Source organism: Streptomyces sp. NPDC001406 (assembly GCF_042895285.1).
Classification (GTDB): domain Bacteria; phylum Actinomycetota; class Actinomycetes; order Streptomycetales; family Streptomycetaceae; genus Streptomyces.
The window spans coordinates 1-13,201 of record NZ_JBIAWG010000008.1; the positions used below are offsets into that span (position 1 = coordinate 1).

The 13,201-nt window shown below is 68.7% G+C and carries 13 protein-coding genes and 7 pseudogenes; 4 read left to right on the forward strand and 16 right to left on the reverse strand.

Going from position 1 to position 13,201, the window contains the following annotated elements; genetic code table 11:
- Positions 1–106 precede the first annotated feature (106 nt).
- The 3 genes and pseudogenes from ACFY1J_RS20150 to ACFY1J_RS20160 all read right to left on the reverse strand — a co-directional run bounded on the left by ACFY1J_RS20150 (position 107) and on the right by ACFY1J_RS20160 (position 2,470).
- Positions 107–902 (reverse strand): annotated as a pseudogene (locus ACFY1J_RS20150) (IS5 family transposase).
- Positions 903–966: 64 nt separating this feature from the next.
- A complete protein-coding gene (locus ACFY1J_RS20155; RefSeq protein ID WP_390707741.1) occupies positions 967–1,170 on the reverse strand; it encodes a hypothetical protein in 204 nt (67 codons plus the stop codon).
- Between the two features lie 370 nt (positions 1,171–1,540).
- The gene (locus ACFY1J_RS20160; protein ID WP_390707742.1) at positions 1,541–2,470 is read right to left on the reverse strand and encodes a cupin domain-containing protein; all 930 of its coding nucleotides are present in this window, start codon (positions 2,468–2,470) and stop codon (positions 1,541–1,543) included.
- Between the two features lie 130 nt (positions 2,471–2,600).
- On the opposite strand from ACFY1J_RS20160, the gene ACFY1J_RS20165 reads away from it, so the two are divergent.
- Positions 2,601–3,368 (forward strand): MBL fold metallo-hydrolase, encoded by a 768-nt coding sequence (locus ACFY1J_RS20165; RefSeq protein WP_390707743.1) that lies wholly within the window; start codon positions 2,601–2,603, stop codon positions 3,366–3,368.
- A gap of 79 nt (positions 3,369–3,447) precedes the next feature.
- Here the strand turns inward: ACFY1J_RS20165 and ACFY1J_RS20170 are convergent.
- From ACFY1J_RS20170 to rpmB, 11 genes and pseudogenes are all read right to left on the reverse strand, one after another.
- Positions 3,448–3,741 (reverse strand): annotated as a pseudogene (locus ACFY1J_RS20170) (transposase); the annotation flags it as partial.
- A 129-nt stretch (positions 3,742–3,870) separates the two neighbouring features.
- Entirely contained in the window at positions 3,871–4,587 is a 717-nt protein-coding gene (locus tag ACFY1J_RS20175) for an SMI1/KNR4 family protein (RefSeq protein ID WP_390731604.1), read from the reverse strand.
- 115 nt (positions 4,588–4,702) lie between these two features.
- A pseudogene (locus ACFY1J_RS20180) lies at positions 4,703–4,921 on the reverse strand (transposase); the annotation flags it as partial.
- 231 nt (positions 4,922–5,152) lie between these two features.
- A pseudogene (locus ACFY1J_RS20185) lies at positions 5,153–5,346 on the reverse strand (serine/threonine protein kinase); the annotation flags it as partial.
- Between the two features lie 127 nt (positions 5,347–5,473).
- Positions 5,474–6,895: a DEAD/DEAH box helicase gene (locus ACFY1J_RS20190; RefSeq protein WP_390707745.1), complete on the reverse strand. Its 1,422-nt coding sequence runs from the start codon at positions 6,893–6,895 to the stop codon at positions 5,474–5,476.
- Positions 6,896–7,512: 617 nt separating this feature from the next.
- On the reverse strand, positions 7,513–7,947 hold the full coding sequence (locus tag ACFY1J_RS20195; RefSeq protein WP_390707746.1) for a hypothetical protein: 435 nt from the start codon (positions 7,945–7,947) through the stop codon (positions 7,513–7,515).
- Between the two features lie 696 nt (positions 7,948–8,643).
- Positions 8,644–8,997: an antibiotic biosynthesis monooxygenase family protein gene (locus ACFY1J_RS20200; protein ID WP_390731605.1), complete on the reverse strand. Its 354-nt coding sequence runs from the start codon at positions 8,995–8,997 to the stop codon at positions 8,644–8,646.
- Positions 8,998–9,328: 331 nt separating this feature from the next.
- Positions 9,329–9,811, reverse strand: a pseudogene (locus ACFY1J_RS20205) (GTP-binding protein); the annotation flags it as partial.
- Entirely contained in the window at positions 9,738–9,908 is a 171-nt protein-coding gene (gene rpmF, locus ACFY1J_RS20210; protein WP_390707748.1) for a 50S ribosomal protein L32, read from the reverse strand. The pseudogene ACFY1J_RS20205 and the gene rpmF, both read right to left, overlap by 74 nt.
- 170 nt (positions 9,909–10,078) lie before the next feature.
- On the reverse strand, positions 10,079–10,384 hold the full coding sequence (rpsN, locus tag ACFY1J_RS20215; RefSeq protein WP_390731606.1) for a 30S ribosomal protein S14: 306 nt from the start codon (positions 10,382–10,384) through the stop codon (positions 10,079–10,081).
- Complete coding sequence (gene rpmB, locus ACFY1J_RS20220) at positions 10,384–10,623, reverse strand: 50S ribosomal protein L28 (RefSeq protein WP_390707750.1); 240 nt, start codon at positions 10,621–10,623, stop codon at positions 10,384–10,386. Before rpmB ends, rpsN begins: the two co-directional genes overlap by 1 nt.
- Before the next feature lie 80 nt (positions 10,624–10,703).
- On the opposite strand from rpmB, the gene rpmG reads away from it, so the two are divergent.
- The 3 genes and pseudogenes from rpmG to ACFY1J_RS20235 form a co-directional block, all read left to right on the forward strand.
- Positions 10,704–10,868: a 50S ribosomal protein L33 gene (rpmG, locus tag ACFY1J_RS20225; RefSeq protein WP_269856678.1), complete on the forward strand. Its 165-nt coding sequence runs from the start codon at positions 10,704–10,706 to the stop codon at positions 10,866–10,868.
- Between the two features lie 5 nt (positions 10,869–10,873).
- Positions 10,874–11,131: a type B 50S ribosomal protein L31 gene (locus tag ACFY1J_RS20230; protein ID WP_390707751.1), complete on the forward strand. Its 258-nt coding sequence runs from the start codon at positions 10,874–10,876 to the stop codon at positions 11,129–11,131.
- Positions 11,128–12,114 (forward strand): annotated as a pseudogene (locus tag ACFY1J_RS20235) (GTP-binding protein); the annotation flags it as partial. The gene ACFY1J_RS20230 and the pseudogene ACFY1J_RS20235, both read left to right, overlap by 4 nt.
- Positions 12,115–12,436: 322 nt before the next feature.
- Here the strand turns inward: ACFY1J_RS20235 and ACFY1J_RS20240 are convergent.
- Both ACFY1J_RS20240 and ACFY1J_RS20245 read right to left on the reverse strand, forming a co-directional pair.
- Entirely contained in the window at positions 12,437–12,775 is a 339-nt protein-coding gene (locus tag ACFY1J_RS20240) for an iron chaperone (RefSeq protein WP_390707752.1), read from the reverse strand.
- Positions 12,776–12,812: 37 nt separating this feature from the next.
- Positions 12,813–13,176: pseudogene (locus tag ACFY1J_RS20245) on the reverse strand (transposase family protein); the annotation flags it as partial.
- Between the last annotated feature and the right edge of the window lie 25 nt (positions 13,177–13,201).

A 13,201-nucleotide genomic window follows, 5' to 3' on the forward strand; every position in this document is an offset into this window, starting at 1 on the left:
CCGTCCGCTGCCTGCCCCTACCCCAGGGCGATCATGCCCCGCACACGAAGAAGCCCCTGCTCATCGAACAGGGACTCCCTTTGCCACAACGCACTTACTGATCATTTCAGAATGACATGCGGAGCCGTCGAAGGCAGATGATGCTGCAGGCGAGTTCGAGTAGTCCCTGGTGGAGGTCGGCTCGTTGCTCATAGCGGACACGGAGTCGCTTGAACTGATGGAGCCAGGCGGGACCCAGCGGGTGCGGCCGAGGCCGGAGCCGTGGGCAACGCCGCGTCGGGCGATCAGGGGTCTGACGCCGCGTTTCCGTAGCAGGTGGCGGTACTTGTCGTAGTCGTAGCCCCGGTCGGCGAAGAGCCGTTTGGGTCGGTTGCGGGGACGTCCGCGCACCCCTCGGATGCGGGGTATCGCGTCCAGCAAGGGGATCAACTGTGTGATGTCGTGCCGGTTCCCGCCGGTCAGGGAGACGGCCAGAGGCGTGCCGTGGCGGTCGACGATCACATGGTCCTTGGAGCCGGGGCGGCCGCGGTCGACGGGTGAAGGGCCGACGTGAGCCCCCCTTTGAGGGCCCTGATGTGGGAGCTGTCGATGGCCGCATCGTCCATGTCCAGCAGGCCGGTTGCCCGCAGCTCGGCTAGGAGTGCCTCATGAAGGCGAGGCCAGACGCCAGCCTCGGTCCAGTCCCGCAGCCGACGTCAGGCGGTCACCCCCGAGTAGCCGACGACCTGGACTGGGACGTCGCACCAGGCCACTCCCTTGCGCAGCACGTACACGATGCCCGCCAGCGCAACCCGGTCCGGCACCGGCAGCCGTCCGGGATGACGGTGACGTCGGGGCGGCCGCTCTGGCAGCAGTGGAGCTATTCGCTCCCACAGGTCGTCGGAGACAAGATCGATAGACACCAGCCGGACCCTGCCCAGAAGGACCTTCAACCACCAGCCGACACGCCGATCTCACCTGAAGTGCTCATCGGCCCTCTTCCGGCGCTGACCGCCGGTCGGCGAGGCGATCCTGGTCGGCGGCGTTACCGGCACGAGCCTCGGTGCGGTGACCACGTGACAGGTAGTCCCGGACGATCAACTCGACAGCGTCCTGCGGGCTCCTGGTGCCGGCCAGCAGCATGACCTCGATGGCCAAATCGCTGTCCAGGCTGATGGTGACCTTCGCCATGACACCTCCTGAAGGGTTCCCGCGGAGCCTATCCAAGCGGCTAACGATCGGCGATGGGTAGGTTGCCGCACCCGGGAAAGCAGATCGAACCTGCCGTTGACGATCACATCCAGCGGCATTTCGGCTTCAGGAGCCAAGTCGCGCAATTCGCTCAGGACCGTAGTTCCGGCCTGGCGGTCCGGTGAGTCGAAGACCACGACCTCCGGCGGAGCCTCTCCGAAGTCTGGGTCGAGGTCAATGTGCCCGAATCCTTTGCGCTTCAGTTCGCCGAAGAGTTCAGTGATCTTGCGGTCGCCACACACAGGCGGGCGGGTCCGGCGTGGCGGGCGCTGCGTGGGTGATGTCCGGCGTGGTGGTGGCCGTTGGTTGGTCATGGCAGGTGATGGTCGGTGCGGTGGCGGCTCGGTGGTGTTCCCCATTGACGCGTGAAGGCCCGGGAGAACGCCGATACCGAGGTGTAGCCGACGCTTCTGGCCACGGCCGGCAGCGCGTCGGCGGTGTCACGCAGGCGCCGGCCGGCCAGTTCCAGGCGCCAGCTGGTGAGGTAGGCCAGTGGTGGCTCGCCGACGAGGCCCGTGAAGCGCCGAGAGAGTGTGGCGCGGGAGACACCGACCCGGTGTGCCAGTTCTTCGACGGTCCAGGGCCGGGCCGGGTCCTCGTGCAGGAGTGAGATCGCGGCAGCGACCTCCGGGTCACGCAGGCCCAGGACCCAGGAGGTGCCGTGCTCGCCCTGATCTGCGGTCCACCGGCGCAGGATGTGGACGAACAGCACGTCGGTAAGCCGGTCGATGACCGTCTGGGAACCGGGCCGGGGTTCGGCGAGTTCGGCTGTGAGCATCCGGAGGGTGTCGGCGAGCTCGCTGCGCTCGGGCGCTTCGCCGTCGGCAGTGGGCAGCACCAGCACCGGTGGGAGGGTGAGCAGCGGGCGGGAGACGCGTCCGTCGAAGCGGTAGCCGCCGCAGATGATCCGGGTTCGGGGCCCCGGGCCCGCGATGTGGACCTCCGACTCCTGGTGTCCGGGGCGCGTGGCCACGAGGTCGTCATAGGGGGTCGCCGGGCCGCTTGGGGCGCCGGACATCACGTGGCCGGTGCCGACGGGCAACAGGACCAGGTCGCCGGTGGCGAGCCGGATCGGCTCGGCCCCTGGGCGGCGCAGCCAGCAGGAACCGTTGATGACGGTGTGGAAGACCGCGATCGGCAGCTTCGGGAACTCGATGCCCCAGGGCGCTGCCACGTCGACCCGGGCGAGCACGGTGCCGCCGACCTTGGCTGCGGTGAGGACATCCGCGAGCGCGTCCATGCCGGCAGCGTAGTCGAACGCATGAGACGAGCAGCAATGAATATGCGCGCCACGAGCATGGATCGGCTCAATCGGTGTTCGTAGCGTCGAGGTGTGTGTCCGAACCTGTTCACTCTGAACGGAGTACTCCGTGCCCGGCGCGAAGGTCATCCCCCTCCCGGTCCTCGGGAAGCGAAACGTCAACGCCTATCTGCTCCTCGGCCGCCGACCGGTCGTCATCGACTGCGGTGTCCCCGGCAGCGGCCACAAGATCTATGACCGCGTCGCCGAGCAAGGGGTGGACCCGAACGACATATCCATGATCGTCGTCACCCACGGACACATCGACCACTTCGGTGGTGCCGCCGAACTGAGCCGTCTGACCGGGGCGCCGATCGCCGCGCACGTGGGCGATCTTCGGCAGTACACCAGCGGCCGGGTGCGCGAGCCCTACCTGCCGACCGGGAGGCTGGGCAGGCTTCTGGCCCCGCTGCCGCCTTTCCATGTCCGGGCCGAGCCGTTCACACCGCAGGTCCTCGTCCGCGGGGAGACGCCGCTTGCGGACTACGGCATCGACGCACGCATCGTCCCCACCCCGGGCCACACCGCCGGGTCGGTGTCAGTCCTCACCGAGGCGGGCGACCTCGTCGCGGGAGACCTGATCGCGACACCGCTGCTGGGACTGCTGCCCCGCCGGCCCTGGAACCCACCGTTCCACGACGACCCGCTCGCCAACCTGGCCAGTCTCCGGCGCATGCTCGACCTGGAACCCGAGCGGCTGCACGCAGGCCACGGCGGCATGCTGGACCCCGACCGGGTACGGCGGTGGGTGGTGAAGGAGCAACGACGACTTAAGCGGCTGGAGGCGAAAGGACGGCTGCGGGTACGCGTGGATGACGACGTTTCCAGCGACGCCTGAGAGCCCGTCACCGCCCGCGTCCTCCACCGCACTTGAAGATCTCCGGACCGGCACGGTGCTCTGCGGGTCTGCTGGAGCGTCAGGACCCGTGGCATTCCAGGGCTGCCGCCCCTGCGCTCGGGACCCGTCGAGGCGGGCGGCCGCGGGTGGGCGCAGGGGCGAGTGTCAGCGGCTCGGGTGGCGGGGCAGGTCTGCGACGACATGGCCGACGAGTGCCACGGCCGGTGAGGATCTTGAGGTCGAGCATGGTCTCGTCGTCGGAACGTATGGGCTGCAGGTCCCGTCTGACGCGGGCCTGGTCGGCGATGTCCGCAGCATCTTTGGCATCGGTCTTGCCCTCGCGCGGTAGCTCTCGGAAACGCGGTGGATGGCCCGGCCGGAGATGTAGTGCACGGGCTGGTCGTGGTTGAGGAGGATCGCGATGGCCAGGGCGGCTCCGCCGTCGGCCAGGTCAATGCCCCAGGCCACCCGATCACCCAAGGCCAGGACATCGGCCAGGAGATCAAGCAAGCAGTTCCGTCTCGTCGTTGGCGACGCGTCGTGACAGCAGCCGGCGGCCGCTCCCGAGTGCCTGAGCCCAGACGTCGCCGCCTTCCGCCCAGGTCCACAGCCATTGCCGTAGCGACGCGGTCGCGTGTCGGAGACCGTCATGGGGATCCTCGCCCCAAGTGGGCTCCCATCCGTCCGCATCGAAGAGAAGCACCGAGTTGTCGGCTGCGAGCAACGAGACGTACCACTCCATCGTGCAGCCACCTGGCACGAGGTACAGCCAGGAGGTTGGCAGGCCCGCCGTACGGTTGCGTTCGTGCATGCGGACCGAGGAGGGCCAGTCGGCCAGGTGCCCCCGTGCTCGTTGGCCTGCGGTCAGGGAGGCGATGCCGGCATCAGGTCCGAAGCCGCCGTTGCCAACCTCGGTGTAGATCCGTCGGAGCAGCTCCGGCAGGGTGCGCCCGATGATGCCCTCCGCGGCATCGACCTCCTGCTGCGTGATCGGTGGGAACAGTGGTCCGCGCGGAGCTGCCTCGAAGTAGCCGGCGACTTCCTGGGCCTGGGCGTCGAGAGTGACCTTCCCGGAGCTGCTGGAGGAGATGATCCTGCCCCGGACTTGCTCCAGTCCCTCGTTGCCGAAGTGCTCTTCAATCCAGATGAGTGGGACTTCGGCTCTGTCGAACCGCAGACCCGGATCCCAAGCACGCGCGCGCAGCTTCTCGATCAGCACGTCGTCGGTCCCCTGGTCAGCGCCTGGCCCAGAGTGATCTGCTTCGGGGCGGGCCGGGGGATGGTCCTGCCGAGGGGGTTTCATGTGTCGGGAGCCTACTGCCCGGGTGGGACAGCCTTCGGACAAGCCGCAGGCAGATGATCGAGCAAGCGAGTTCAAGCAATCCCTGGTGGATCTCGGCACGTCGCTCGTACGGGATGCGGAGCCGTTTGAACCGATGCAGCCAGGCAAACGCGCGCTCCACCACCCAACGCACCTTCCCCAGCCCCGAGCCGTGGGCGACGCCACGTCGGGCGATCACCGGTCTGATGCCGCGCTTCCACAGCGACCGGCGAACCTCGACCCGAGCAGTGTGCTGACCCTCCTGGACGTGGCTTTCTCCCACCGGACCTCCCTCGTCGCCAACGCCCTCGGTCCCCCGCCGCCCGAAATCGTCGAACGCGGCGAGAAGGCCGGTGCGGTCGTCGCCTCGCTGGTCAGCAAGCCCGAACACGCCCGACCGGCGTGTGGTGCGGGTAGGTGTGGCTGTCCAGCACGAAGGACGTCGCGATCGACGCGGTCTGCTGGCAGCCTCGACCTCCGCACGGAACCGTTCACGAAAATGCGGGTCGGCCGTCAGATCGGGCCGGGCCACCTTGACCGCCACGGCTCGCCCGCCCGTGACCGGGCGAGACAGACCGTCCCCAGGCCGCCCGCGCCCAGCCTTCGCTCGACGGCGTGGGCACCGATCCGCCGTGGCAGGTCCGCGCCGTTCCCCATCGCCTGCACGCCTCCCCCAGCGCACGGTCACCCGTACAGACGCCGTCCGGCACACCCCGGCCGAGCTCCGGTCCCACGCACCCAGCAACGTAGACGAAGCCACCACCCGGCAGTCCGGGAAGCCGGCTCAGCCGCCGCGCCGTACCCGGGCCGCCTTACGGGCCTCCGCGAGCTTGCCGGCCTCGCTGCTCCTGCGGGACGGCCTGCCACCGGAGCCGCCCTTCGGGTCCTTGGTACTGCCCAGGCCGCGGAACGGGGCGTTGTGGTTCTTGGGGCGCGGTACGGCCGGCCCGCCGTCGACAGGCTTTCCCGAGGGGGCCTTGGCGCCGGTGATCCGGCTCAGCTCCGCCTCGCCGGACCGCACTTTGGTGACCTTGGGGGCGACGTCTGCGTCCGCGATGACCTGGCTCGTCTCGCGACGCTGTCCCGACAGGGCGAGTGTCACGACGGTGCCGGAGCGGCCGGCCCGGGCCGTGCGGCCCGCGCGGTGCAGGTAGTCCTTCGGGTCGGTGGCCGGGTCGACGTTGACCACGAGGTCGAGGTCATCGACGTGCAGGCCGCGTGCGGCGACGTTCGTGGCCACCAGGGCAGTGACCTGCCCGTTCTTGAACTGGGCCAGGGTCCGGGTGCGCTGCGGCTGGGACTTCCCGCTGTGCAGGGCGGCGGCGGCCACGCCGCTGGCCCGCAGATGCCGCGTGAGCTGGTCGACGCCGTGCTTGGTGTCCAGGAACAGCAGGACGCGGCCGTCCCGGGCGGCGATCTCCGTGGTCACGGCGTACCGGTCCGGGCCGTGCACGACGAAGACGTGGTGCTCGATCGCGGAGACCGCGCTGGAGGAGGGGTCCACGGAGTGGACGGCGGGGTCGCGCAGGTAGCGCTGCACCAGCTGGTCGACGTCGCGGTCGAGGGTGGCGGAGAACAACATCCGCTGCCCGTCGGAACGCACCTGGTCCAGGATCTCGGTGACCTGCGGCAGGAACCCCATGTCACACATCTGGTCGGCCTCGTCCAGGACCGTGATGCGCACCCGTCCCAGTCGGCAGCCCTTGCGGTCGATGAGGTCGTGCAGCCGACCGGGCGTGGCGACGACGATCTCGGCGCCGTCCCGCAGCACCGCGGCCTGCTGTCCGATGGACACTCCGCCCACCACGGTCGCGAGCCGCAGCCGCAGCGCCTCGGCATACGGGGTGAGCGCCTCACCAACCTGCTGCGCCAGCTCCCTGGTGGGCACCAGAACGAGCGCCAGCGGCTCCTTGGGCTGTGCGCGCCGCCCGGCCGTCCGGGCGAGCATCCCCAGGCCGAAGGCGAGCGTCTTGCCGGATCCTGTGCGGCCCCGGCCCAGGACGTCCCGTCCCGCGAGCGCGTTGGGCAGTGCCGCCGCCTGGATGGGGAAGGGCACCGTCACATCGTGCTCGCCGAGCACCCGCAGAACCTCGGCCGGCAGCCCCAGTTCGGCGAAGGACGCCACCGTGGGCAGCGCCGCAGTGGCGCCCGACGCCTCGGACACATGGTCCTGCTGCCGGGCATCGGCACGTGCTGATTCGCTCACAGAAAGCCTTCCTCCGAAGGGACCGTACCGAGGAAGGCGCGGCGGGACGCGGCCACCGGCCAGGGACCGCGAACCGGGCACCGACACAGCGACGCTGCAAACGCCCCACGTTAGCACGGGGCACACCGCCCGGGCCTCCCGTGGCCGCGCCGCTCAGCCGAGGAGCGACAGTCGGACCTGCCTGTACGGAGTGTCTCGACGCGCTGAACCGCAAGGCCTCTGTCTGCGAAAGCGGCCCCCGCCCACCAAGATCCGGGCCAGGAGCGGAGCAACTTCGCCTCTCATCCGGCGATTTCACTCATTTCTGCAGGCCAGGAGCGGATGAGGCCGTGTGCCGCAAGCAGACCAAGAAACTGCCGGTAGCCGCCCCTCGGCCCTCGGCTTCGGCAGCCCCTCGGGCGCCTTGGCGTCATGACGTCTGATCATGCGGTTGACCTGCAACAACCCACCCAAAGCGGCGAAAAAGGAGGATTCGCCCCCGGCCCCCTCCCGTCACTGCAACGATCAACCTCGATCGGCAGCTGCGCTCAATCCACGGCCGCAGCCCGTGGAGACGGACGATTTCTGCGGCACGCCCTCTGACCGCCTGCCTCTGACCAATACCAGTCAGCGGGTGGTCAGTACGAGAGATACAGGGTCAGGTCGCCGCCCGCCTGGGCGGTGTGGGCGATGCGGGCAAAGCCACGTGCTGCTGCGTACAGGCCGGTGCCGCCGGTGATGGCGACGCAGAAGTTCTCAGGCGGCGTGCCGACAGGGGTGGTCTGCATGTGCTGCCACGTCAGCTGGCCTTGGGGAAGCGCGAAGGTACCCACACAGTGGGTGGTGTCCGCCGCCACACGCGTGCATACCGCCGCCTCGGTCCCGTATGCAAGACCATCACGGAAGAGGTCCGCAGTGATGATGATCTGATCACCGATGCTCGTGTCGCCACTTCCGACGGCGACCCGACTCATGCCGGTGCTCTTCGAGGTCAGGCTGATGACGTCGGTGAACTCTCTCCCTTGTTCCGAGACGACGGGGTCGTCCTCGGCAGGGGCAGGAATCGAAGGCATGCACCACTACTTCCGTGTCCGGGCTCCTCCACAGGTGAGCCATCCTTGGCATGAAGACTCAGCTCTGACGCTCCCCGCTCACCACCATTGGTCCATTCGGGTCTGTGCATCACTGGGGACGGCACACGTTTCGCTGCGGCCGTCCTTCCCACCACCATCACGCCGCACGAGGCACGATGCCACCCGGCGAACGCACAAGAGGGACGGCCACTCGAGGGTCATTGGTACGGACGGAGCAGGGCCCGCCCGCAGCCGTCCCGGGACACAGCCCTGTCCCGGAACAGCGAGGAGGCCGCAACTGACACCGAACGAGGCAGCCATGGCCGCATCTGACGGTCGAGCTCACCCGCAAACCAGAACCCCGATGCCCAGAACCCGGACGAGACCGTCCAGGCTCCCGACACCAAAACCCCGACCGAGAGCACCGTCCCCCGCAGACCCGCAGCAGGCGCTTGCCCGCGTCGTCATCGATCCCGCGGACGCGGGCTCGTTCTGCCACCCGGACAGCCTGGCGTGACGGCGCTTGCCGGACCACCATCCGAACGGTGGTGTCACGTCACAACAGGACGAAGGTTCTCTGATGCGGCGCTCTATCGGGCTCTCGAGGGGCACGCTGGCCCGTTCGATGCGAGCTTGTGGCGGGACGGTCGCTGAGGTGGCTTCGGTTGGTCAGCCTGCTGTCGGGCTCTGCGGGACCTACGCTCGCATGAACCCGTGGCTCCGCTCCACTTTCGCCACATGCAGCGTGTAGCTCTGGTACCACTCGGCCTGCCCGCGCTTTTGCGCCGCGCGGTGCTCGGCGTTGCACCGCCACTGGGTGAGGGCGTCGGCGTCGCGGAAGTACCCGACGGTGATGCCCAGCCCGCCAGGAGTCTGCGCATGGTCCATCCCCAGGAACCCAGGCACGTCCTCAACCAGCTCTTCCATGCGTGCGTTGGTCTCGCTGTAGCCGCTCTGGTCCTGGGTTCGCACCGTAGTGAAGACAGCCACGTAGTAGGGGGGTTCATACGCCTCGACGGGCGCGACAGGCGCTTCCGAGTGATTGCTCATGGCGCCACCGTAAGGCGGGATGCGCCCAACGATCCAGCGCCTTTGCTGAACGGGATACATAAGGGATCCTGCCCTTGGCCATAGATGTCCGAGCTCTCCTCCAGCTCCCGGAAACGGCCACGAGCCCACCGGCTCACACAACGGCGCGAGGGACGGGGAACACCAGGGCGAACGTTGGCTGATGCGGCACCAGTTCGTCGCGCTGAGGCCCGTTTTACGCAGGTCTCGGGGACCTGGTCGGCTTGAACCGCACGCCAGATGCTGCCGTCGCCCCCGCACTCGTGGTAGGCGGGCCGCGCTCGGTCCGTGCGATGGCGACGACGTAGGACTTCACGTGGTTGGTATTGAGCTCCATGACCCAGCCGGGGCCTGCTGAGCACGCTCAAGGTCGAACAGCCGGGTGGCTGGCACCTTCTCGACCTGCACACGTCCGTGGACGTCGGTGAACTCGGTCTGATCCATCAGCCGGTCGCTGACGGTGCCTTCGTCACCCCCGTACTGGTCAAAGCCGCAGTCGACGACCGTGACCATGGCGTCCAGACGGGCGAGATCGCCGAGGACGGCGTCCGCGGGCCAGCCGGTCCACCTCCACCAGCAGGTCGTCGCGCAGCGTGCAGCGGATGCACCCGTTGGTCATCTCGACCAGGCGCTCTTCGGTACGCGACAGCGCCGCATCGCCGCCACACACGAGCACCGCGTCGATGTCCCCGGCAGCCGGTCGTGCGCCGTCCCCGTGCCTCTCAGTCTGCGGGGCGCAGTAGCCCGCGCTCGTAAGCCCTGACGAGGTGCTGCGGCACGAGGTGGCGTATGCCATCGATCGTGACCGGCACGAGCGTGGGCGTGGTGGCCTTCCACTGGGCGCGACGGTGACGGGTGTTGCTGCGGGATGTCTTCCGCTTGGGGACAGCCATGTTTCTCCTTCTCGGTTGGTCGGCCGCCATATGAGGGTGGATCCCATTACCGATGGCGAGCGTCGCGGATATCCAGGTGCAGGTGCCGGACGTGACGCACGCTCCGGTCGAGGAGCTGACCGGCGTGGTCCTCGTGAGGCTGTAGGCAGGGGACGCGGATCGGGCTCGGGTCACCAACTGCTCTTGGTCACGCCCGGGAGCTCGCCCACGTGGGCCATCTCGCGTACGCGGATGCGGGACAGGCCGAAGGCGCGCAGGTGGCCGCGGGGGCGGCCGTCCACGCAGTCGCGGTTGCGCAGGCGGGTGGCGCTGGCGTCACGGGGCTGTCGGCGCAGTTCCCGCTGGGCGGCGGCGCGGTCCTCGGCGGAGCTTCCGGGGGACGCGATGATCGCTTTCAGCGCGGCACGGCGCGCGGCGTAGAGGGCCACGACGAGGCGCCTCTGTTCGTTCTTCGCGATCTTGCTCTTCTTCGCCATCAGACCTTCCCTCCCCGGGAGCGGACGCGGGCCACGGCGGCCTCGATGCCGATCGTGTCGACCGTCTTGATGCCCTTGGCGGAGAGCGCGAGCCGGACATGACGGCCTTCGCTCGGCAGCCAGTAGCGCTTGCTCTGGATGTTCGGGTCGAAGCGGCGCTTGCTGCGCCGGTGGGAGTGGGAGATGCGATGGCCGAAGCCGGGCTGTCGTCCGGTGAGTTGGCAGTGGGCGGCGGACATGGTTCCTCCTTGGTGGCGGCGACGGCAGCACACTAGCAGCTTCATGAAAATGAAAACCACTCTCATGTATGGTGCTGTGCATGGCCCGTAACGAACTGCGCCCGATCATCAAACTGAGGTCCACCGCCGGCACCGGCTACACCTACGTGACCCGCAAGAACCGCCGGAACAACCCCGACCGGCTGACCCTGCGCAAGTACGACCCCGTCGTCGGCCGCCACGTCGACTTCCGTGAGGAGCGCTGAGCGCCGTGAAGCCCGGAATCCACCCCGCCTATCGCCCGGTCGTCTTCCGTGACCGAGCCGCCGACTTCGCCTTCCTCACCAGGTCCACGGCCACGAGCGCCAAGACCGTCGACTGGGAGGACGGCAACACCTACCCCGTCATCGACGTCGAGATCTCCTCGGCGAGCCACCCGTTCTACACCGGCACCCAGCGGGTCCTGGACACCGCGGGCCGGGTCGAGCGCTTCGAGCGGCGCTACGGACGCGGACGGAGCACACAGTGAGCGACGACCAGGCGCGGCTGCCGGTCGCGATCGTCGCCGGGTTGCACGGCAACGCCCGCCGGGCCGCTGTCGAGGAGATCCTGCGAACGATTCCCGGCTCGGTCGCGCTGCACCACGACCTGCCCTCAGCCGCCGACAGCGCAGTGCACCGGACCGTACGAGACGCCGACGGCCTGCTGAGCAGCGGCGACACACCCCTGGTGAACGACTGCGCCTGCTGCGCGCTGCGCGAGGACCTCGTCCCCGAACTGCAACGGCTCGCGGTGGACGGCACGTACCGGCTGGCCGTTGTGGAACTGTGGGACTCCGTCGAACCCCAGGCAATGGCCCGGGTCATAGCCGCCGCAGGCGCACCGCTGGCACTGACCGGGGTCGCCACCGCGGTCGAGCCGGCGCTCGTCCTGCCTTACCTGTCCAACGGCGACGACCTGGCCGATGCCGGCCTGGCCGCGGCCCCGACCGACCAGCGGACGGTGGCCGACACCTTCGCCCGGCAGTTGGAGTAACCCACGGTGATCGCTCTCGTGGAGAGCGGTTGGTGCGAAGACAGCGGCGAGGCCGCCGATGAAACCGACCATGCGCTGCTCGCCCAGCTCACGCCAGGCGCACGAAAGGTACGCGCGGGCAGTGGCGCGCTGGGGACTGCTCTGCCGGCGGGCTTCGACGTGGCGGCGGCCGCGGCGCGCGTGCATCCTGCCTGCGCGCTGCTGCCGCAGGCGTGCGACTGGCACGGCGTGAGTACCTTCGTCTGGCGACGCGAACGGCCCTTCCATCCGCAGCGCCTGTACGCGGCGCTGGAGGACCTGACGTGCGCGGCCGCCCGCAGCCGTGGGCGGTTCTGGCTTGCGGACCGCCCCGACACGCTGCTGTCCTGGGACGCCGCGGGCGGCGCGCTGCGCGTGGAGTCGGCCGGCCCCTGGCTGGCCGCCCTGCCCGATGCCGCCTGGGAGATGGTGCCTGCCGAGCGCCGCCTCGCCGCCTCCGCTTCACCGCCGAGATCACCCACACCGGACACCGAGGGCCTCGTGCTCTGGCGACTCAACACCGTGACCCCGCACGACGTGGACGGATGCAAGGACGACATCAAGGGGTGCGAGAGCTGGCAGACGCACCATCGGCGCCCTACTGGTTCAGGACTCGCACTCCCTGGGGGGCGCACGTGGACGGCTCTGCGGTGCACAGCATATGGGTCCGTAAAGTTAACGGTGGTTCTGGAGTTGTTAGAGATTGAGCCGTTGCCAACCTGATGGCTTGTCTGGTGCGGAGGGCGGGTGTGTCGGTACGAGCTGCTGAGCGGGCGCTGATTCAGGGTTCAAAGGCGGCTCGCGCCAGGTCACGGAATTCATCATCCGGGATGGAAGCGGCGTCCTCTGGCCGTAGCCGGATGGTCGACTTGCCCGAGATGAGCGCGGGGTGGCGTGAAGCGAAACCGGCGTCGCGACCATGTTGCCCGTAGAGCGACACCCCGTGTTTCCACGCGCCGATGTGGAGCCTGCGTTTACCGACCCGATAGGTCGGCATCTTGTAGGAGATGATCACGACCGCTTCAGGCTGGGCCTCCAGGATCAGCCGGTGCAGCCGGTCGAACAGCGGGCGGTGCTCGGCGGGAATGGCGTCGATGTAGTCCCTGACTTCCTTGTCCACCCTCACAGTGTGGCGCACCACTGTGCTGTTTCCCACTTCACGCTGATGCGCGGTGAAGGGTGAGGACGGCCTTGACGATGTCGGTGATCCGAGTTGTGCTGCAGCGCAGCGCCAGCCTTTGAGCGTGGCCATGGCCTGCTCGCCGACGGCAGGGATGCCTGCTTGCCAGCGGACAGATTCCGGTGCTTGCCGCGGAAGGGGACGACCACGATGCCACCCGCCCCCCTGGTACCCCTTGACTGCAAAGCACTTGATATCCGCCTCCGCCAGAGCGTCGATGGCCTGGTGGGTGCGGGCGGGGGTGATGTCGTGGGTGGCGCCAGCAGGGCGGGCGAGGACCAGATCAGCTTGCCGAAGGGGTCAGTGATCACCTGCACGTTCATGCCATGCTTCTTGTGTTTGAACCCGCGTTGCTCCTGAACCAGG

Coding starts and splice junctions, on each gene's coding strand:
- ACFY1J_RS20200 (WP_390731605.1), bottom strand. CDS start 8,997: ATGAGCAATCACTCGGAAGCGCCTGTCGCGCCCGTCGAGGCGTATGAA.
- ACFY1J_RS20195 (WP_390707746.1), bottom strand. CDS start 7,947: ATGCCTTCGATTCCTGCCCCTGCCGAGGACGACCCCGTCGTCTCGGAA.
- ACFY1J_RS20160 (WP_390707742.1), bottom strand. CDS start 2,470: ATGGACGCGCTCGCGGATGTCCTCACCGCAGCCAAGGTCGGCGGCACC.
- rpmG (WP_269856678.1), top strand. CDS start 10,704: ATGGCCCGTAACGAACTGCGCCCGATCATCAAACTGAGGTCCACCGCC.
- rpsN (WP_390731606.1), bottom strand. CDS start 10,384: ATGGCGAAGAAGAGCAAGATCGCGAAGAACGAACAGAGGCGCCTCGTC.
- rpmF (WP_390707748.1), bottom strand. CDS start 9,908: ATGGCTGTCCCCAAGCGGAAGACATCCCGCAGCAACACCCGTCACCGT.
- rpmB (WP_390707750.1), bottom strand. CDS start 10,623: ATGTCCGCCGCCCACTGCCAACTCACCGGACGACAGCCCGGCTTCGGC.
- ACFY1J_RS20155 (WP_390707741.1), bottom strand. CDS start 1,170: ATGGCGAAGGTCACCATCAGCCTGGACAGCGATTTGGCCATCGAGGTC.